Origin of the sequence: Mycolicibacterium houstonense (genome assembly GCF_900078665.2) — a bacterium.
GTDB classification, from domain to species: Bacteria; Actinomycetota; Actinomycetes; order Mycobacteriales; family Mycobacteriaceae; genus Mycobacterium; species Mycobacterium houstonense.
In genome coordinates this window covers 3,975,686-3,995,639 of sequence record NZ_LT546207.1, presented here as the reverse complement: position 1 = coordinate 3,995,639, position 19,954 = coordinate 3,975,686, and the positions used below count along the sequence as shown (strand labels likewise).

At 67.7% G+C, this 19,954-nt stretch carries 16 protein-coding genes and 3 pseudogenes; 10 read left to right on the top strand and 9 right to left on the bottom strand.

Annotated features, from left to right (window positions below):
• Positions 1-8: 8 nt before the first annotated feature.
• Complete coding sequence (locus tag BN4332_RS19935; protein ID WP_066900913.1) at positions 9-1,043, bottom strand: sigma-70 family RNA polymerase sigma factor; 1,035 nt, start codon at positions 1,041-1,043, stop codon at positions 9-11.
• Between the two features lie 44 nt (positions 1,044-1,087).
• Here BN4332_RS19935 and BN4332_RS19930 point away from each other — a divergent pair, with 44 nt between their 5' ends.
• Genes BN4332_RS19930 through BN4332_RS19910 form a run of 5 tightly spaced genes read left to right on the top strand, consistent with a single transcriptional unit; the run spans position 1,088 to position 4,804 of the window.
• Positions 1,088-1,927 (top strand): alpha/beta hydrolase, encoded by an 840-nt coding sequence (locus BN4332_RS19930; RefSeq protein ID WP_066900911.1) that lies wholly within the window; start codon positions 1,088-1,090, stop codon positions 1,925-1,927.
• Positions 1,906-2,898, top strand: a complete 993-nt coding sequence (locus tag BN4332_RS19925) for an alpha/beta fold hydrolase (RefSeq protein WP_096866951.1) — start codon at positions 1,906-1,908, stop codon at positions 2,896-2,898. Before BN4332_RS19930 ends, BN4332_RS19925 begins: the two co-directional genes overlap by 22 nt.
• 28 nt (positions 2,899-2,926) lie before the next feature.
• Positions 2,927-3,670 carry a DUF2786 domain-containing protein gene (locus BN4332_RS19920; protein WP_066900907.1) on the top strand — a complete coding sequence of 248 codons (744 nt, stop codon included), beginning with the start codon at positions 2,927-2,929 and terminating at the stop codon, positions 3,668-3,670.
• Positions 3,667-4,137, top strand: a complete 471-nt coding sequence (locus BN4332_RS19915; RefSeq protein WP_066900905.1) for a TIGR04338 family metallohydrolase — start codon at positions 3,667-3,669, stop codon at positions 4,135-4,137. Before BN4332_RS19920 ends, BN4332_RS19915 begins: the two co-directional genes overlap by 4 nt.
• Positions 4,138-4,147: 10 nt before the next feature.
• Positions 4,148-4,804 carry an O-methyltransferase gene (locus BN4332_RS19910; protein WP_066900903.1) on the top strand — a complete coding sequence of 219 codons (657 nt, stop codon included), beginning with the start codon at positions 4,148-4,150 and terminating at the stop codon, positions 4,802-4,804.
• Positions 4,805-4,903: 99 nt separating this feature from the next.
• On the opposite strand, the gene BN4332_RS19905 is transcribed toward BN4332_RS19910, so the two are convergent.
• From BN4332_RS19905 to BN4332_RS35195, 3 genes and pseudogenes are all read right to left on the bottom strand, one after another.
• Positions 4,904-7,804 carry an MMPL/RND family transporter gene (locus BN4332_RS19905; RefSeq protein WP_066900901.1) on the bottom strand — a complete coding sequence of 967 codons (2,901 nt, stop codon included), beginning with the start codon at positions 7,802-7,804 and terminating at the stop codon, positions 4,904-4,906.
• Positions 7,801-8,229, bottom strand: coding sequence for an MmpS family transport accessory protein (locus BN4332_RS19900; protein WP_066900899.1), 429 nt, complete (start codon positions 8,227-8,229; stop codon positions 7,801-7,803). Before BN4332_RS19900 ends, BN4332_RS19905 begins: the two co-directional genes overlap by 4 nt.
• A gap of 70 nt (positions 8,230-8,299) precedes the next feature.
• Positions 8,300-8,803 (bottom strand): annotated as a pseudogene (locus BN4332_RS35195) (class I SAM-dependent methyltransferase); the annotation flags it as partial.
• Positions 8,804-8,943: 140 nt separating this feature from the next.
• Between BN4332_RS35195 and BN4332_RS19890 the strand changes: the two are divergent.
• On the top strand, positions 8,944-9,525 hold the full coding sequence (locus BN4332_RS19890) for a TetR/AcrR family transcriptional regulator (RefSeq protein WP_066900948.1): 582 nt from the start codon (positions 8,944-8,946) through the stop codon (positions 9,523-9,525).
• Here the strand turns inward: BN4332_RS19890 and BN4332_RS19885 are convergent.
• Both BN4332_RS19885 and BN4332_RS19875 read right to left on the bottom strand, forming a co-directional pair.
• Positions 9,522-11,213: an aldehyde dehydrogenase family protein gene (locus BN4332_RS19885; protein WP_066900896.1), complete on the bottom strand. Its 1,692-nt coding sequence runs from the start codon at positions 11,211-11,213 to the stop codon at positions 9,522-9,524. The two genes, BN4332_RS19890 and BN4332_RS19885, sit on opposite strands and share 4 nt — an antisense overlap.
• A gap of 216 nt (positions 11,214-11,429) precedes the next feature.
• Positions 11,430-12,409, bottom strand: a pseudogene (locus tag BN4332_RS19875) (NAD(P)H-dependent flavin oxidoreductase).
• Between the two features lie 1,486 nt (positions 12,410-13,895).
• Here BN4332_RS19875 and BN4332_RS19860 point away from each other — a divergent pair.
• Positions 13,896-14,336: an SPW repeat protein gene (locus BN4332_RS19860; protein WP_066900890.1), complete on the top strand. Its 441-nt coding sequence runs from the start codon at positions 13,896-13,898 to the stop codon at positions 14,334-14,336.
• Between the two features lie 69 nt (positions 14,337-14,405).
• Here the strand turns inward: BN4332_RS19860 and BN4332_RS19855 are convergent, their stop codons facing one another.
• Both BN4332_RS19855 and ilvD read right to left on the bottom strand, forming a co-directional pair.
• On the bottom strand, positions 14,406-15,554 hold the full coding sequence (locus tag BN4332_RS19855; RefSeq protein ID WP_066900888.1) for an ankyrin repeat domain-containing protein: 1,149 nt from the start codon (positions 15,552-15,554) through the stop codon (positions 14,406-14,408).
• Between the two features lie 213 nt (positions 15,555-15,767).
• Complete coding sequence (gene ilvD, locus BN4332_RS19850; RefSeq protein ID WP_066900886.1) at positions 15,768-17,468, bottom strand: dihydroxy-acid dehydratase; 1,701 nt, start codon at positions 17,466-17,468, stop codon at positions 15,768-15,770.
• A gap of 133 nt (positions 17,469-17,601) precedes the next feature.
• Here ilvD and ricR point away from each other — a divergent pair, with 133 nt between their 5' ends.
• Positions 17,602-17,907 carry a copper-sensing transcriptional repressor RicR gene (ricR, locus tag BN4332_RS19845; RefSeq protein WP_066900884.1) on the top strand — a complete coding sequence of 102 codons (306 nt, stop codon included), beginning with the start codon at positions 17,602-17,604 and terminating at the stop codon, positions 17,905-17,907.
• On the opposite strand, the gene BN4332_RS19840 is transcribed toward ricR, so the two are convergent.
• Entirely contained in the window at positions 17,908-18,207 is a 300-nt protein-coding gene (locus BN4332_RS19840; RefSeq protein WP_066900882.1) for a thiamine-binding protein, read from the bottom strand.
• A 108-nt stretch (positions 18,208-18,315) separates the two neighbouring features.
• On the opposite strand from BN4332_RS19840, the pseudogene BN4332_RS33010 reads away from it, so the two are divergent.
• Positions 18,316-18,888, top strand: a pseudogene (locus BN4332_RS33010) (MFS transporter); the annotation flags it as partial.
• A gap of 39 nt (positions 18,889-18,927) precedes the next feature.
• Positions 18,928-19,905, top strand: a complete 978-nt coding sequence (locus tag BN4332_RS33005) for a L,D-transpeptidase (protein WP_066900946.1) — start codon at positions 18,928-18,930, stop codon at positions 19,903-19,905.
• The last annotated feature ends 49 nt before the right edge of the window (positions 19,906-19,954 follow it).

Sequence of the window (19,954 nt, the reverse complement as noted above, 5' to 3'; positions counted from 1 at the left end):
CCACTCGGCTATCGCGCGTCGAGAACGGCGGGCAGTCCGAACTTCTCGAACAGCGACGGCTCCATGAAGGCCACCACATGGGAGATGCCGTCCTTGCCGATGTCGAGGACATGCAGCTGAAACGGCTCGTGCCGGCCTGTCTCGCGATTCAGGAAGTACATCGCCGCGGCAGGCTGGCCGTTGGCCGTGGTCGGGATGAGCCGCATGTCGCCGGCCTGCTCGGCCGGGCACTTGTACCGGGACAGATCGCCGATGGCCTGCGGCCCCTGGTACCAGCTGTCGAACGGCGGCATCTCCCAGATCGCCTCGGCGGTGAACAGCTCGACCAGCTTGTCGATGTCGTAGGCCTCGAACGCGGCCATGTAGTTGCGCAGCAGATTCTGGGCGTGCTCGGAATCCGGCGGGGAGATCTCGTCGTCCTGGCTGGGGCCCACCGCGTCGAGCTGAGCCCGGGCCCGCTGCAGCAGGCTGTTGACGGCCGCCGTGGATGCGCCGATCGCCTCACCCACCTCGGCGGCCTTCCACTGCAGCACCTCGCGCATCACCAGGACCGCGCGCTGGCGGGCCGACAGATGCTGCAACGCGGCGACGAACGCCAACCGCACCGAATCCCGCGTTCCCACGATGGTGCTCGGATCCTCCGGGTCGTCGCCGGAATCCGGCAACGGCTGCAACCAGGGAATCTCATGGTGTTCGGAGATCTCATCGGTGGCCGATGAACTCGGGTTGCCCAGGCCGGACGGCAACGGACGGCGTTGCCGCCCCTCCAGCGCCGTGAGGCAGGTGTTGGTGGCGATGCGATACAGCCAGGTACGCACCGAGGATTTGCCCTCGAAGTTTCCGTAGGCCTTCCAGGCCCGCAGATAGGTTTCCTGCACCAGGTCTTCGGCATCGTGCAGTGAGCCGGTCATCCGGTAGCAGTGCGCCAGCAGCTCACGGCGGTAGCGCTGGGCATCGGCCAGGAAGGCATCGGCCGGGCTGTCGTCATCGAGGCGGTGGGCGAGGACCGTCACATTCGCGAGCTTACGCAGCACCTCCGACAACTACGACCGAAAAATGTCCGACCGGTGCGGCTACGCTCGCCAAGGTGACCACCACGCGCAGTGAACAGACCTTCGACGGCGTCGGCGGGGTCCGCATCGTCTACGACGTATGGACTCCCGACGTCACACCGCGCGGCGTCGTCGTCCTCTCCCACGGCCTGGGTGAGCACGCCGGGCGCTACCACCATGTCGCCCAGCGGTTCGGTGCCGCCGGCCTCATGGTCTATGCCCTGGACCACCGCGGGCACGGCCGCTCCGGCGGCAAGCGGGTGTATCTGCGTGACATGTCCGAGTACGTCGGCGACTTCCACACCCTGGTCGGCATCGCCGCCGCCGCGCACCCACAGCTGCCCCTGCTCGTGCTGGGTCACAGCATGGGCGGCGGCATCGTGTTCAGCTACGGCGTCGAGTACCCCGACGAATACACCGCGATGGTGCTGTCCGGACCTGCCGTGGCCGCACAGGCCGCGGTGTCCCCGGTGCTCGCGGCCGTGGCCAAGGCGCTGGGCAAGATCGCACCCGGGCTGCCGGTGGAGAATCTCGACGCCGACGCGGTGTCCCGTGACCCGGAGGTGGTGGCGGCCTACAAGGCCGATCCGCTGGTGTGGCACGGCAAGGTCCCCGCGGGTATCGCCAGGGCGCTGATCATCGTGGGGCAGACCATGCCCCAGCGTGCCTCGGCACTCACCGCGCCGTTGTTGGTGGTGCACGGCGAGAAGGACCGTCTGGTGGCCGCCGACGGCAGCCGCCACCTCGTCGAGTGCGTGGCCTCTGAGGACGTCCACCTCAAGGTCTACCCGGGTCTGTACCACGAGGTGTTCAACGAGCCGGAGAAGGAGCTCGTGCTCGACGACGTCACGTCATGGATCGAGACGCACCTGTGAGATGGGTTGTGGCGGCACTGCTTTCGGTGTTGCTGGTGGCCGGCTGCGGATCGGGTGAGACGCCGCAACCCACGTGGACCGATGACGATGTCACCTTCGACGCCGACGGCCTGACCATTCACGGGACCTACCGCCACCAGGGCACCTCGGGTCCGGCCGCGCTGCTGATCTCCGAGAGCGGGCCGACCGACCGCAACGGCGACAACAAGGTCGTCGGCCCGGTCGGCAACATGCGCCAGCTCGCCGAAACCCTGTCGGACAAGGGCGTGGCCAGCCTGCGCTACGACAAGATCGGCACCGGCGCCACCAAGCTAGGGCCCTACGAGAAGAAACCCACCGAGGTGGTCAGCGGCGTCTACACCAGCGGCGCGGCCGCCGCGTTGCGGTTCCTGGCCGGGCAGCCGGACACCGACGATGCCAAGCTGTCAATCTATGCGGTCGGCGAGGGCGCGATCCACGCCATGACGCTGGCCGGTGCCGGTGACCCGAAAGTGCACTCGGTGGCGCTGTTTCAGCCGTTGTCCGGCCGCTATCTGGACATCATCACCAACCGGGTGCGCGCCGGAGGCACCCCTGACGTGCTCGCCGCCTGGCTGGCCGCCGTCGACGAGATCCGCACCAAGGGCACCGTGCCCGCCAAACTCCCCGAGGGGCTGGGCGCGATCGTCAACCCGGGCAACCTCAAGGCGATCATCGAGGCCGACAGGATCGATCCGCTGCAGCTGGCCGCCGCGCTGCCCGCCGGCATGCCGGTGCTGCTCACCTGTTCGGACTCCGACGCCCAGGCCAACTGCGAGACCGAACGTCCGCTGATCGACGCGCTCGGGCACACCGCCCTGACGGTGGTCCGGCTCAACGGCGTCAACCACGTCCTGCGCGACGATCCCACCGACAGCATCGCCAACTACGGCAAGCCGGGATCGTTGTCACCTCAGGTGGTGGACGCCGTGGGGGGTTTCGTCGGGAAGTGATGTCGGAGCCGGTTTCTAGGATCGCGCCATGAGCGACGACAAGATGTTGGCGCGCATCGCCGCGTTGTTGCGTCAGGCCGAGGGCACGGACAACCTGCACGAGGCCGAGGCATTCATGGCGGCCGCCCAGCGGCTGGCCACCGCCACCTCGATCGACCTGGCCCTGGCCCGCGCGCACTCGGCAGAGCGCACCAAGGCGCAGATGCCGGTGCAGCGCACCATCACCATCGGCCAGGCCGGGACTCGCGGCCTGCGCACCTACGTGCAACTGTTCGTGGTCATCGGCCAGGCCAACGACGTGAAGTGCGATGTGGCGTCCAACTCGACCTTCGTCTACGCCTACGGGTTCGCCGAGGACATCGACGCCACCCACGCGCTGTACACCAGCCTGCTGCTGCAGATGGTCAAGGCCTCGGAGAGCTATATCGCCTCGGGTGCCCACCGGCCAACCCCGACCATCACCGCCCGGCTCAACTTCCAGTTGGCCTTCGGCGCCCGCATCGGCCAGCGGCTGACCCAGGCCCGTGAGGAAGCGCAACGTGAGGCCGACGAGGTATCCCGGCCGGGCACCGCTATCGCCTTGCGGGACAAGGACATCGAGCTGCGTAGTTTCTATCGGGAAGCCTCGCAGGCCCGCGGGACGTGGCGGGCGACGAGCGCGTCGGCCGGCTACTCGTCGGCCGCCCGGCGGGCCGGGGACCGGGCCGGTAGACACGCCCGGCTCGGGGCGAACCCGGAGATCTCCGGGGCGCGCGGCGCCCTCGAGAAGTGAACGCGCGCGACAGCCAACGGGCCCGGGTCTATGCCGCCGAGCAGTTCGTGCGGACCATGTTCGACCGTGCCGCCCAACACAGTTCGCGCGCCATCGACTTCTTCGGTACCTCACTCACCCTGCCGCCCGAGGCGAAATTCGGATCCGTCGAATCCGTGCAGCGCTATGTCGACGACGTGGTCGCCCGGGTCGGTGCCGGCCCGGTGGCCGTCCGGCCGCGCCGGGGTGTCACCGCGGCGCACTACGAGCTGGTCGACGGCAGGGCCGTGATCGCCGTGCCCGAGCGCCACAGCTGGGCTCTGCGAGAGTTGGTGGTGCTGCATGAACTCGCCCACCACGTGAGTGGCGCCGATCCACCCCACGGGCCGGACTTCGTCGCCACCTTCTGCGAGCTGTGCGCGACGGTGATGGGGCCGGAGGTCGGGCTGGTGCTGCGGATGGTGTACGCCAAGGAAGGCGTCGTTTAGCCTGGCGCACATGACCGAACCCCGCGACGTCGACGCGATGTTCAACGAGGTGCTGCACACCGAGGACGAGGCGTTGATCGCGGCCCGGGAATCCGCGCAGGCCGAATGCATGCCGGCCATCGAGGTGTCGGCGCAGCACGGGAAGCTGCTGTCGCTGCTGACCACGATCTCGGGAGCGCGCCGGGTGCTGGAGATCGGCACGCTCGCCGGCTACAGCACCATCAATCTGGCCCGCGGGGCCGGCCCGGACGGCCGCGTCGTCACGCTGGAATACGAGCCGCGTCATGCCGAGGTGGCGCGGGCCAATCTGCAGCGGGCCGGGGTCGCCGACCGTGTCGAGGTGATCGTCGGTGCCGCGCTGGACACGCTGCCGCGGCTGGCCGAGCGGGGCGACACGTTCGATCTCGCCTTCATCGACGCCGACAAGGAGAACAACATCGGCTATGTCGAGTGGGCGGTCAAACTGGGCCGGCCGGGGTCGATCATCGTGGTGGACAACGTCACCCGCTTCGGCCGGGTGCTGGCGCCCGCGGCCGACGATCACCAGGCGCAGGCGGTACGCGACATGCTGGAGATGATGGGCCGCCACCCGCGGCTGGACACTGCGGCGATTCAGACGGTGGGCACCAAGGGCTGGGACGGCTTCGCGGTCGCGCTCGTCAGGTAGCCCGCTCCAACTGCCCCCCTCGAACGCCACGAGCGTGCGCAATCTGCCGGTGGTTGACGGGGTGTCGACCAGCAGACACGCACGCTCGCGGTGCGGCGGTTAAGCCAGGGTGTCCTGCGGCTCGCGCTGGATCGGCTGGGGCCAGGGCTCGGGCTTGGGGCGCTGGCGGACCATCTGCGGCCACCAGAACCACTTGCCGAGCAGCGCCGCGATGGACGGCGTCATGAACGCGCGGATCACCAGGGTGTCGAACAGCAGACCCAGGCCGATCGTGGTGCCCACCTGGCCGATCACCGCCAGCTCGCTGACCGCCATCGACATCATGGTGAACGCGAACACCAGACCGGCGGCCGTCACCACCGACCCACTGCCGCCCATGGCGCGGATGATGCCCGTATTCAGGCCGGCGTGGATCTCCTCCCTGAGTCGGGAGACCAGGAGCAGGTTGTAGTCCGCACCCACGGCCAACAGGATGATCACCGACATGGCCAGCACCATCCAGTGCAGCTCCAGCCCGATCAGGTGCTGCCAGATCAACACCGACAGACCGAACGCGCTGCCCAACGAGATGACCACGGTGCCGACGATGACCGCGGCGGCCACCACGCTGCGCGTGATGAGCAGCATGATGATGAAAATCAGGCAGAGCGAGGCGATTCCGGCGATCAGCAGGTCGTAGTTGGCGCCTTCCTGCATGTCCTTGAAGGTGGCCGCGGTGCCGCCGAGGTAGATCTTGGAGCCCTCCAGCGGGGTGCCCTTGATCGCTTCCTTGGCCGCCAGCTTGATGGCATCGATGTGCTTGATGCCCTCGGGGCTCATCGGGTCGCCCTCGTGGCTGATGATGAAGCGCACCGCGTGCCCGTCGGGGGACAGGAACATCTTCATGCCCCGCTTGAAGTCTTCGTTCTCGAAGGTCTCCGGTGGCAGATAGAACGAGTCGTCGTTCTTGGCGGCGTCGAAGGCCTGACCCATGGCGGTGGAGTTGTCCTGCATGGCCGCCATCTGATCCTGCAGACCGCCCTGGGTGGCCTGCATGGTCAGCATCATGGTCTTCATCGTCTTCATGGTCGCGATCATCGGCTGCATGTTGGCGATCATCACCGGGATCAGCGCGTTCATCTTGTCCATGTCGGGCACGATCTGCTCGAAATCGGCTGTCATGGTGTCGATTCCGTCAAGCGTGTCGAACACCGACCGGATCGACCAGCACATCGGGATGTTGTAGCAGTGCGGTTCCCAGTACAGGTAGTTACGGATCGGCCGGAAGAAATCGTCGAAATCCGAGATGTTGTCCCGCAATTCCTTGATGTCGTCGAGCATCCCGTGCATCTTGCCGACCATGCTATTCATGACGTCGCGCATTTGTTCCATCAGCGCGATCATCTTGTCCATCGTGTCGATGGTGATCTGCATTTCGTCGGCCTGCTTGAGCATGTCGGCCATCCGGTCCTGCATGTACTTCTGGTTCATCGTCTGCGTCGTGCCCTGCATGCTGATGTTGAACGGGATCGAGGTGTGCTCGATCGGCGTTCCCTGCGGCCGCGTGATGGCCTGGACCCGAGAAATGCCGGGCACCTGGAAGATTCGCTTGGCGATCCGCTCGATGACCAGGAAGTCCGCCGAGTTGCGCAGGTCGTGGTCGCTTTCCACCAGCAGCAGCTCGGGGTTCATCCGGGCCGGGGAGAAGTGCCGGTCGGCCGCGGCGTAGCCGCTGTTGGCGGGCAGGTCGGCCGGCATGTAGTCCCGGTCGTTGTAGTTGGTCCGGTAGCCCGGCAGGGTCAGCAGACCGACCAGAGAGATCGCGATGGTGGCGATCAGGATCGGTCCGGGCCAACGCACCACGGCCGCACCGATCTTGCGCCAGCCGCGGGTCCGCGACGCTCGCTTGGGCTCCAGGACCTTGCCGAACCGGCTGGCCACCGTGATGATCGCCGGACCGATGGTCAGCGCCGCACCCACCACGGTCACCATGCCGATGGCCAGTGGGATGCCCAGTGACTGGAAGTACGGCAGGCGGGTGAAGTGCAGGCACAGGGTGGCGCCGGCGATGGTCAGGCCGGAGCCCAGCACCACGTGCGCGGTGCCGTGGAACATCGTGTAGTAGGCCTGTTCCCGGTCTTCACCGACACTTCGGGCCTCTTGATATCGGCCGATCAGGAAGATGGCGTAGTCGGTGGCCGCCGCGATGGCCAATGTCACCAACAGGTTCGTCGCGAACGTCGACAGCCCGATGATGTTGTAGTAGCCCAGGAATGCGATCACGCCGCGGGCCGCCGTGAGCGACAGCACCACCATGACCAGGGTGAGGATCACGGTGATGATGGAGCGGTAGACCATCAGCAGCATGATGATGATGACCGTGAAGGTCAGCGCCTCGATCATCCGCATGCTGCGGTTACCGGCGATCTCCTGATCGGCCGACAGTGCGGCCGGGCCGGTCACATAGGCCTTGACCCCGTCGGGGGCGCTCACGGACTTGACGATGTTGCCGACGGCTTCCACCGATTCGTTGGCCAGGGCCTCACCCTGGTTACCGGCGGTGTAGACCTGCACATAGGAGGACTTGCCGTCGGAGCTCTGGGCGCCGGAGGCGGTCAGCGGGTCGCCCCAGAAATCCTGGACGTGCTCGACGTGGGCCTTGTCGGCCTCGAGCTTGGCGACGATCTCGTCGTAGTACTTGTGTGCGTCCTCGCCGAGCGGCTGGTCGCCCTCGAGCACGACCATCACCGAGCTGTTGGACTTGAACTCCTGGAACACCTCGCCGACGCGCTTCATGGCGATCATCGACGGCGCCTCGTCCGGTGTCATCGACACCGAGCGCATCTTCCCGACCTCTTCGAGCTGGGGAACGATGGTGTTGAAGACGCCGATGATCGCGACCCAGCCGATGATGATCGGGATGGCCAGGCGACGGATCCACTTGGCGATGCCACCGTGGTTGGTGTGCTTGGGCGCGGAGGCGACCGGGAACGCATCGGTCGGGGTGTCGTAATTGCTCATGCAGATTTCACCAGGCAGAAGGTCTGGGCGTTGACGCCGTTGGAGGTTCGCTCGTCCTTGAGTTCGTCATCGACGGTGATCCGGCAGCTGATCGTGCTGCCGTTGCCCTGGGCCACGATGTTGGGGAACACCGACGGGGCGGTGGACTCCAGTCGCAGCGTCCAGGGCAGCGGCACCCCGTCGATGCGCTGGGGCTGGGCGTCGAGATCGAGGTAGTTCACGTCGGCATAGGCCCCGGGCTCGCCGTAGATCTCATAGACCACGACCTTGGGGTCGAACGGCTTGGTGTCGTCGACCTTGGCGCTGGAGATCCCCGAACCGTCGCCGGCGCCGAAGAAGGTGCGCACCCGCATCACCGTGAACGCGCCGACCAACACCACCGCGGCGATGATCAACGGAATCCAGAACCGTCTCAACAGCTTCATGTTCGCGGGTCGGCCTTTCGCAGGTCAGGTACGCGGTGACGTACCGGCTGGCGGTGAAGCTCCACTGCCACTTCGTGATCATGTCGGCGTCGGCGGATTGCCGCCAACAGTTATCTGCGTCCGGATCTCCGTCGGAGTCGTCCCGGAAGGGACTGACGGAAATCTCCGAGATCAGCCTGCTGCCCGGCGCACTGAGCGCGGTGATATCGGCGACGAGTCGACGCTGTTCGTCCAATGGGATGAAGGGTAGTACGCCTTCGACGCTCCACAGGGTGGCCCGGTCGGCGTCGAAACCCGCCCGGATCAGCGCTCCGGGCCAGTCGTCGGCGATGTCGGCAGGCACCCCGCGGACGGTGGTCGTAGGGATGGTGCCGGTCAGCGCGTCGGTCTTGACCTCGAGAATCGCGGGATTGTCGACGACATAGACGGTGGTACCGGCGGGCCAGGGCAGCCGGTACGGGCGCGGGTCCAGGTCGGAGGCGAGGAATACCACCTGGTCGACGCCCGATTGGACGGCCGACAGGAGGTACGTGTCGAGGAGCTGTGCCGGGTTCGCCACGCATGAGCTCGGCATCGGCACTCCTCCCCGCAGACGTCCTTGCCGGATGTAAAGTGAAACTTATACAGTCGGCTAACTGCAATCAAGTTAGTTAATTTAATTTACGGTGTGATCTAGCACCCTTGGGTACGCTCAGCGCGACGAAGGGACTGGTGTTGGCGAAGGCGGTTGCGCCGCGCGGCTTTGCGCGCGAGCGGGTGCTGGAGGCGGCGTTGAGCCTGTTCGCGGAGCACGGCGTCAACGGCACGTCGCTGCAGATGATCGCCGACCGCCTGGGGGTCAGCAAGGCCGCCGTCTACTACCAGTTCCATTCAAAGGACGAGATCGTGCTCGCGGTCATCCAGCCGGTCTTCGACGACATGATGCGGCTGCTCCGGATCGCCGAAGCGATGTCGACGCCGGAGGCGCAGCGCGAGGCCGCGATCAGCGGCATGGTGGAGATGGCCGTGCGGCACCGCCGGGTCACGGCGGTATTTCACGGCGACCCGGTGATCGACGGCCTGGTGCAGAGCCGTGCCGAACTCCAGGACACGATCGAACGACTCACCGCGATCCTGCTCGGCCCCGATCCCGCCGTTGCCGACCGGATCATCATCTCGATGCTGGCCTCCGGCGTGTACGGCAGTGCCACGGACCCCCAACTCAACGACGTCAGCGACGAGGACCTGCACCGCGTGTTGCTCGACTGCACGCAGCGGCTGCTGCGGGCGCCGGTCACCCCGGCCGTGTCGAACTAGCCGCGCAGCGCAGAGGCGAAGATCGCGGGCAGCTTGCCCCAGCCCGGGGCACCGGCGAAATCCACCAGCAGCCGGCCCGTCGTCGCCGCGGTGCGGTTGTTGACGAACCACGGCGGCTTCGGCGACAACGACCACTCGCCCCGGAACACCGAGCGTGGCGCGGGCCGGAACGGGCCCCGCACCACCGTGCGCTCCGGGCGGTCGAGCAGGAAAGCGTTGTGCACCACGCCCGTTCCGCTCTGGATGTCGTTGCGCTTGTGCCCGGGGAACGCGCCCCAGGTGGCGGTCGGGGTCAGGTAGCCGACCCCCGTCCACGCGTTGATCGCGATGGTGCCGTACCGCAGCTGCTCGATCAGGCGGTCGAACTTGTCGCCGAGGCTCGCGATGGAATCAGGATGGCCGATGATGTTCACCCCCAGGGTGCCGACGAACTCGTCGTTGGCGACGCGCACGGCCTCCTCGGCGAAGTTCTCGTCAGGGACGTCGAGCTCGATCACCCCGAGCACCGGACCGAAGTATTCGGTGCGCAACAGCGCTTCGCGGTTGGCCGGATCGACCACCAGCACCCGCGCACCCCGATCACCCAGGTGTCGTGCGTCCGGGTACGACGCGTCGGCGCCGGCGACCCTGGCGTCCGAGCCGGGGTAGTAGGCGGCCCGCGCCGGTGCGTCGTTGACCGCCTTGCCGAGCGCGGCGATGAACTCCTCGCGCTGTGCCCAGCGTTTGGGCAGCACCACCACCTGTGCGGCCACGCAGTTGTAGCCGTTGTTGTGCAACCGTTGCGTGGCAACGTGATTGGCCTGGAACTCGATGTCGGCCCGGCTCCACGAGCCGGGCAGCACGATCGTCGGTGACACCCCGCCGAGCTCGGCGGTCATCTCCTTGTCCAGCACCGGTTCGTCGGCGGCCTTGCGCCGGGCACCGTCCTCGCCGGTGCCGAACACGATGGCGTCATAGGTGAGTGCGCTGCCGGTCATGTGCACGTGGTCGACGAGCTTGTGCCGCACCAGATACGTGCCTGCCTCGGCGCCACCGGTCAGGATCCGCACCGCCCCGATCGCGATGAACGGAGCCAGCACCTTGGTGAGCACCGGCAGCAGCGGATCGGTGATCGGGTTGAGCTTGAGCGCCACCACCCGGTTGTTGGCATACAGCTCATAGATGGTGTCCAGCGGCGCGATCGAGAAGATGTTGCCCGCACCCAGCACCGCGCCGACACCGTTGGTGCGGGACGGATCGCGTTGGGCCAGGCCGGCCGAGCGGATCGCCTCGGCCTTCTCGATGCCGGGTTGCAGCCACACCTCGGCGCTGAACCCGGAGAGCAGCAGCTGATCGAACGTGTTGAGCGGCAAGGCCTTTACGGTGGTGCGGCCGCCGGGCGCATAGCCGAACTCGGCGCCGTCCAGTGGGCTGCGGCCCGCTTCGAGCTTGGCCAGGCTCTCGGACAGGGCGCCCAGGCCCGCGGCCAGCGAGTACGGGCCGGACATCCACTCCTCGCCGACCAGCGGCGACGACGGATCGAGCTGCTTGATGCCGACGGCGGCATCCACCCACTCTCCGGCGTGGCGGACCGTGAGCGTCCGCACTTCGTCGAGCAGACCGCGTCGGGCCGCCAATGTCAGTGAAGACCAAGTCTTCTCGCCCTCGACGAGCTGCTCGAGGGCCTCGTCGATCTGCGTCTCCGTCATGTCAGCTCGCACTCTTGTCGAATTGCACCAATGCGTGATGGTGGTTGTGGGCGCACGGGGTGGGGGCTTTGCCCTTCTCCGGTTTGGCCATGATCGCAGCGTACTGCTGGACCGGGCTGCTCCGGCCCCCTTTGCACCGCGACCGTGCGTGTTTGTCGGCCGCCACGCCGTGAATCGCCGACACTTTGCGCACGCTCGCGGCCGGCGAGCGTGCACCTAGGGCGTGAGGTCTGCGACGGCCTGTGCCGCGGAGGTGACTTCGTCGAGCCGCAGCGCGGTCTCGCCGGCGTACAGCGCCGCGCGGTCCGCCCACTCGGCCGGCATGCCTGCGGTCAGGGTCAGCGGAGTGAGGAACGGCAGCGCCGGGCGTTGCAGGTGCAGCAGGGCGCCGTCGCCGCGGTCGGGGATGCGGGACAGCGGTGCACTGAACCGGTTGATGGCCGCCGGCAGCCGGCGCGCGCTGCCATCCGGGTGGCACCAGCGATTCGTGACGGCGTTGGGCAGGACGCGATGCCGTTGCGGCCAGGACAGGCCGAACGCCATCGTCTCGATCGTCTTGTCCGCGTGGATGATCCGCTGCCGGTAGGCCGGGTGTGCGCCGGACTCGTGGGTGAGCAGAAACCGGGTGCCCGCCACCACCCGGCCGCCCCGGCGGCCAGCGCCGCACGCGTATCGGCCGCACTGGCGATCCCACCCGCGGCAAAGACCGGACGAGAGCCGGCCAGTGCCAATGCCTTTGGCAGGAAATCGGGTTGAGCGACGGTGCCGACCAGATGCCCGCCCGCCTCACGGCCCTGGGCGATCAACCCGTCGGCGCCGTAGGCCAGCGCCTCGGCGGCCTGGGCTTCGGTGCCGACCAGCACCATGACGAAAACCCCAGCCCCGGAAAGCTGCCGGATCAATGCACGGTCGATCGCGAAGGCCATCACCGCGATGTCGATCCGTGCCTTGAGGCAGGTTTCGACATGGCGGCGTCGGGTGAACGGCATCAACAGATTGACCGCAATGGCGCGGCCCGGCGCCTGTTCGCGAACCGCGGCGATGGCCGCTGTGAGCTGAGCCGGCGGCACGAGACCCAAGGTGCCCATTCCGCCGGCCGCCGATACCGCCGCGGCCAGCGGTGCGCCAGCGATGCCGCCGCCCATGCCGGCCTGGGCTACCGGCACATCGAGTTTCAACCGATCGGCGATGTCCATACCGCGATTCTGCGTCATCCACGCGGCCGCGAGCGTGCACAGAGTGTCGGCGAATCACGGCGTGGCGGCCGACAAACACGCACGCTGGCGGTGCAGGTGCAGGTGCAGGTGCAGGTGCAGGGGCAGGAGGGGCAGGGCTACCAGCGGCAGGCGTCGGGGCCCCAGCCCGAGTCGACGGCGCGGAACGCCAGCAGATGCCGTTGCCACCACGGCATCGGGGCTGCGAGCACGGGATCCGCGGTCGCGTCGTCGACCACCCGGGGTGGCCCGTCACGCACGTACGCGATGCGGATGCCGTCGATGCCCGCGTCCTGCCAGAGCAGCACGGTGCGTCGCAGTTCCAGCCAGGGAATCCGGACCGGGGGATCCTCCGACATCCAGCGGGCTTGCCGGCGCAGCGCTGTCATGTCGCCCGACCGCGTCGGGAACTCGAGCCCCACCACGGTCACGGTGTCACGCTGGTAGTCCGTCAGCTGCACGGCGGTGACACCCGGCAGCAGGTGATTGGTGGTGCCCTCCTCGGTGTGCAGATTGCTGAACATCGAGTAGTTGGCGACGGTCTTGAGCCCCAGGTAGGGCGTCAGCCCGTTGGCCAGAGCGAGCAGCGGTACCACCAGCAGTACGACCGGCCGCAGGCGCCATCCCGGGGTTTCGGCGCCGGCGGCCCGGGCGTCGCGGTAGCCGCGCACCACCACGAACATCAGCGGGCCGACGGCCACCAGCCAGGTGAGCACCAGCAGGGTGTGCCAGGGCAGACCGATCGGGCTGGTCGGCGATTCGGCGGAACTCGACACCACACTCAGCAGCACGTGGGCCGCGAAACCGGTGAGCGCCAGGCGCCGCAGCGCGGTGGTCCGCGGGCCGGGAACGGCGAACGCCTCGGTCGGAACCAGCAGCACGTATACCGCGAAGACGACCGTGGCGAAGTCGTAGAAGGAGGCCAGCCCGAGGACCGAGTGAAAGACCACGCCCAGCACCACGCCCCAGTAGCGCAGCCGCGGCACCGCCAGCAGGCCGAGGATGACGGCCTCGGCCACCACGGTCGCGATGGCCACGACCTGCCCCACCGCGGGACTCAACATCACATCGCCGAAGCCGTTGAGCCAGATCAGCTGACCGAACAGCTCACTGCCGCACGAGGTCTCTGGCGTGAAGTAGGCGGTGTTCAGCTTGTCGAACACGGTGAACAGGTAGACCACCAGCAATACCAGCCCGACCGGGGTGCGCGCGGCCGCCGGCCACCGGTCGGCGAAGCGCGGCGGGTTCTTGGCCGGCGGCNGTCGCGAACCAGCCGAGTTGCCGCCGCGCTCCGGTGGTCTCATCCGGTTCGGCGTTGCTGCGCCACCGCATCGGAAACACCCTACTTGGCCCGGGACCGGCGCCCGAGATCGGCGGCCCCAAGGTGTCGATCTCGGCGTAATCTGAGAAGCGATGGATGGGTGCGGCAGGACCCAAACGTCCTGCCGTGTAACGGAAAGGACAAGAAATGAGTACAGTCCATTCATCGATCGACCAGCACCCGGACATCCTGGCCCTGCGGGCGGGCTATGACCGGGTCGCGGAGTCGATGGCCGCGCAGCTCACGTTCGGCCTGACGTTGCTGACGGCGATGTACGTCGCCCTCTCGCCATGGATCGTCGGGTACGACGCCTTCGGCCGGCTGACCGTCAACGATCTGATCGTCGGCGGCGCCATCGCGTTCCTGTCGATGTGTTTCAGCTTTGCGCTGGACCGCGCGCACGGCATGACCTGGACACTGCCGATCTTCGGTGTGTGGCTGATCATTTCGCCGTGGGTGTTCGTCAGCGGACCGACCGCCGGGATGATCTGGTCGCATGTGATCAGCGGTGGCCTCGTGATGCTGCTGGGCTTCAACGCGATGTACTTCGGGATGAGGGTGCGCAATTCTGAGCCGCGACACGCGTAGCCGGTAGGCGATCCCCTGGACCGGCCGGGACCCCGGCTGGTGAGGTCGGCTGCGCCCGAATAGATTGCGCTAGCGCGGCGTTCGTGGCCGCAGCAGGTCGGCGGCCTCGGCCTGATAGGCGTGCTCGGCCCAGGCCAGCGGGGTCGAGCCGAACTGCCGATCGGTGAGACTCGGGTCGGCCCCGGCGTCGAGCAGTCGTCCGATCAGCTCGACGTCGCCTTCCCAAGCCGCGTGGTGCAAGGCCGTTGCGCCCTCGTCGTCGAAAGCGTTCGGGTCGGTCGGGAATTCGGCGGTGACCACCTCCACGCCCGAGACGTCGATTCCGTTGCGGGCCAACAACTCGAGCCGAGCGGTGAAGCCGTGTTCGGCGGCCCAGTCGATCTGCCGGCGCCACATCTGCTCGCGGGTTTCCATCGCCTCACCCAGACGTAGTTCCCACGGGCTCGGCCCGGCGTCGGCCAGCCCGTGGGCGAACAAGAGTTCCAGGTGGGAATCGTCGGGCCGGAACATCCGGTTGTAGAGCGTCTGCTGGTCGACGGGGTGGGCACCGCGATCCAGCAGGAGGGTGGCCAGTTCGGCGGCGAAGGGGTGTCGGGGCTGACGCCGCGGGCCTTGCTCGCCCTCGCCGAACACCCCGGTCAGCGCCGTGAACGGGGTCGACAACCCGCACCAGAGATATCCGGCGTTCGGATCGGCACCGGCATCGAGCAGCAGGGTCGCGGCGCCGAGCACGTCATCGGCGGTGCGGTCCGACGGAACCCGCGAATAACACAGGTACATCAGCGGGGCCCAGCCGAACGGGCCGCCGGTGCGGTTCGCCGGTATGGAACGGTCTCGGAGGTGACGGGCCAGAGCCTCCGGGTCCGCCGCCGAGGCGGCGGCCCAGATGCTGTCATCGACCAGGTTCGGCCGGTTGTTCAGCAGGTCCGCGGCGGCCTGCCGGCGGGGTGGTGCGTCGGTTTCGTTGTAGCGCAACGACGCCCATGAACAGAATCGGTCCGCGAGGTGCAGGGATTTCTCGTCGAGCGCGCCGGGATCGACGCTGAGCTCGGCCGCGTCGCGCAGGTAGTGCACGAGCTTGGGCCAGCTGCTGAATCCGTAGTCGCGGGCGACGGCGAACTGGGCTTCGTGCAGCTGGATGCGATTCGCGCGCTGCCGCTTGCGGGCTTCCTTGCGCAGTCGGTCGATCGAGGGATTGCTCGGCAGACAGCTGGCCATGACGGCCTCCTCTCACACGCCCGCGTCCGCGAATCGGGCCGAGAAGAGGTCGGTCACATGTCAACTGATCGGCAGGGAGGCTGTGCCTCTTCGAGCGGACGTCGGGCGATCCTGCGCGCCCGACGTCACTCTACCGGCCCGCGAGGGTGCGTGGAATGCCGACGTTTTGCGGTGTGCCGGCCGACAGACACGCACGCTCGCGGTGCAGGGGAACTACGTGCAGACGGCGCCGACGGCTGCGGACTGGACCAGCTTGGTGTACTTGGCCAGCACGCCGGTCTTGTACCGCGGGGGCAGCGGCCCGAAACCGGCCTTGCGGGCCTCGAATTCGGCCTCGTCGACCAGCACGTCGAGCGTGCCGTTGGCGACGTCGAGGCGGATCCGGTCACCGTCGCGCACGAACGCGATGGGCCCGCCGTCGACGGCCTCCGGCGCGATGTGCCCGACGCACAGGCCCGTGGTCCCGCCGGAGAACCGGCCGTCGGTCATCAGCAACACGTCCTTGCCCAGACCCGCGCCCTTGATGGCGCCGGTGATGGCCAGCATCTCGCGCATACCGGGACCGCCCTTGGGTCCCTCGTAGCGGATCACGACGACGTCGCCGTGCGTGATGGTGCCGTCCTCCAGTGCATCCAGGGCGGCCCGCTCCCGCTCGAAAACCCGTGCGGTGCCTTCGAACACGTCGGAATCGAAGCCGGCCGACTTCACCACCGCACCCTCGGGGGCCAGCGAGCCGTGCAGGATCGTGATGCCGCCGGTCGGGTGGATCGGGTTGTTCATCGCGCGCAGCACCTTGCCGTCCGGGTCGGGCGGGGCGATGTGGGCGAGGTTCTCGGCCATGGTCTTGCCGGTGATCGTCAGGCAATCACCGTGCAGCAGACCGGCATCCAGCAGGGCGCGCATCACCACCGGCACACCGCCGATCTCGTCGACGTCCTTCATGACGTGGCGGCCGAACGGTTTCACGTCGGCCAGGTGCGGCACCTTGTTGCCGATGCGGGTGAAATCGTCCAGGGTCAGCTCGACCTCGGCCTCGCGGGCGATGGCCAGCAGGTGCAGCACCGCGTTGGTGGACCCGCCGAACGCCATCACCACCGCGATGGCGTTCTCGAACGCCTCCTTGGTCAGGATGTCGCGCGCGGTGATGCCCCGGCGCAGCAGTTCGACGACGGCCTCACCGGACTTGCGGGCGTACTCGTCGCGACGCTTGTCGACGGCCAGCGGAGATGCGCTGCCCGGCAACGACATACCGAGCGCCTCGGCGGCCGAGGCCATGGTGTTGGCGGTGTACATGCCGCCGCACGCGCCCTCGCCCGGACAGATCGCCCGCTCGATGATGTCGACGTCCTCGCGCGACATCAGACCGCGTGCACACGCGCCGACCGCCTCGAAGGCGTCGATGATCGTGACTTCCTTCTCGGTGCCGTCGGTGAGCTTCGCGACACCCGGCATGATCGAGCCGTTGTAGAAGAACACGCTCGCCAGGTTGAGGCGCGCGGCGGCCATCAGCATGCCTGGGATCGACTTGTCGCACCCGGCCAGCAGCACGGTGCCGTCGAGGCGCTCGGCCTGCACCACGGTCTCGACGCTGTCGGCGATCACCTCACGGGAAACCAGGGAGAAGTGCATGCCCTCGTGGCCCATCGAGATGCCGTCGGACACCGAGATGGTGCCGAACTCCAGCGGGTACCCGCCGGCCTCGTGCACGCCGTTCTTGACCGACTGCGCCAGGCGCTGCAGCGACATGTTGCAGGGGGTGATCTCGTTCCACGACGACCCGACGCCGATCTGCGGCTTGACCCAGTCGTCGTCGCCCATACCTACCGCCCGAAGCATTCCCCGGGCTGCGGCCTTCTCCAGGCCGTCGGTGACGTCGCGGCTGCGGGGTTTGATGTCAGGGGTCTCGGCAGACATGCAGGTAAGTATGCCCCTCGGTTAGTTAGCCGCCCAAATTCTTTGCGCTGAGGAACCGCACGATGGTGCGGGCGCCATTTCCCCCGGCCGAAACGATATGCATACCCCTGTGGGGTACCCGTATACTGGGGTCATGGACGCGGTAGACGACTCGGGTGCCCACGGCTACTCGGCGCAGAAGGAAAACTACGCAAAGCGGCTGCGCCGGATCGAAGGCCAGGTCCGGGGCATCGCCAAGATGATCGATGAGGACAAGTACTGCATTGACGTCCTCACGCAGATCAGCGCGGTCAACAGCGCGCTGCAATCGGTCGCGCTCGGCCTGCTCGACGAGCACCTGGGGCATTGCGTGACGCAGGCCGTCTCCGAGGGCGGGGACCAGGCCGACGCCAAGCTGGCCGAGGCATCGGCGGCCATCGCCCGCCTGGTCCGGTCCTGATCAGTCGCCGAGTGCCTGCTCGATCCGCTCGACCTTCGCGGTGAGCTGGCCGGTGTAACCGGGCCGGATGTCGGCTTTGAGTACCAGGCTGACGCGGGGTGACACGGCCGCCACTACGTCCACGGCCTGTTTCACCACCGCCATCACCTCGTCCCATTCACCCTCGATGTTGGTGAACATGGCATTGGTCTCGTTGGGCAGACCCGAGGCACGCACCATACGTACGGCCTCGGCCACCGCGGCGCCGACACTTCCGGTTTCGTCCCCGCCGGCCGGGCTGATGCTGAACGCGACAATCACGGAATCGATTGTGCGCGCTCCTGGTGCTGCGGCCGGACAAAGGCGTCGGGCCCGCCGCCGCGTCGGCGGGCCACCGGACACGTCCGGGCACTACCGTGGCATTCCAGCATGACCTTCAGCGTCACCGGCGAATCGGTCGCCGCCCACGCCAGCCCGTGGACACCGCGTGTTGCGACGCAACTCGCCATCCTCGCTGCGGCGGCCTTCAGCTACGTCACGGCCGAGATGCTTCCGGTCGGCGCCCTGCCTGCGATTGCCACGGACCTGCGCGTCAGCGAGGGTCTGGTGGCCACGTTGATGGCCGGTTATGCCCTGGTGGCCGCGCTCACCACGGTCGCGCTGGTGCGATTGACCGCGCGCTGGCCCCGGCGCCGGACGCTGGTCGTCACCCTGGTGTGCCTGACCATCTCTCAGGTGATCTCGGCACTCGCGCCGAACTTCGCGGTGCTGGCCGGCGGGCGCGTCCTCTGTGCGCTCGCGCACGGGCTGATGTGGTCGGTGATCGCCCCGATCGGCGCCCGGCTGGTCCCGGCCAGCCATGCCGGACGCGCCACCGCGGCGGTCTACGTCGGCACCGGCCTGGCTCTGGTGGTGGGCAATCCGCTCACCGCCGCGCTCAGCGAGCTGTGGGGCTGGCGACCGGCCGCCGCAGTGATCGCCGCGGCCGCCGCGGTGATCGCGCTGGCGGCGTGGACGATNCGTCGACTGATCACCGCCTTCATGGCTGCGGGACTGGTGGGCGGACTGGTGCTCAGCCCGTCGGCGTACGCAGACCCGGAGGTGCCGCCGGCACCCGTCGACCCCGCTGTACCGGGTCCCCCGCCCGGCGCGTACATCCCCCCGCTGCCGGCCGACCCGGCGGCTCCGGCCGCAGCGGCTCCCGGCGCCCCCACGACGCCCGCGCCGATCGTCAACTACGGATCGCCGACCGTCCCCTTCACGGATGGCGACGCGCCGGGGCAGAACTCCACGCCGTTCACCGGTGAGGCGCCGTTCCTGCCGCCGTCGTTCAACCCGGTCAACGGATCGATGGTGGGTGTGGCAAAGCCCATCTACATCAACTTCCAGCGGCCGATCGCCGACCGGCAGATGGCCCAGGACGCCATCCGGATCACCTCGAACCCTCCGGTGGCGGGTCGCTTCTACTGGGTCACCGACACGCAGCTGCGCTGGCGGCCACAGGACTTCTGGCCGTCCAACACGGTGGTGAACATCGACGCGGCCGGTACCAAGTCGAGCTTCCGGGTGGGCGACTACCTGGTGGCCACCATCGACGACAAGACCAAGCAGATGGAGGTCATGCGCAACGGGAAGCTGGAGAAGACCTTCCCGGTGTCGATGGGCAAGCCCGACGGCAAGCATGAGACCAAGAACGGCACCTATTACGTGCTGGAGAAATTCCCCGACATCGTGATGGACTCGTCCACCTACGGCGTCCCGGTCGACTCGGCCGAGGGTTACAAGCTCAAGGTGCAGGATGCGGTCCGCATCGACAACAGCGGCATCTTCGTGCACAGCGCCCCGTGGTCGGTCGGCGACCAGGGCAAGCGCAATGTCAGCCACGGCTGCATCAACCTGAGCCCGGCCAATGCCCAGTGGTTCTACGACAACTTCGGCAGTGGCGATCCGGTGGTGATCAAGAACTCCGTCGGGTTGTACAACGCACCGGACGGCGCGTCGGACTGGCAGATGTTCTAGACCCAACGCATACGACAAAACCCCCGCAGAAATGCGGGGGTTTTGTCGT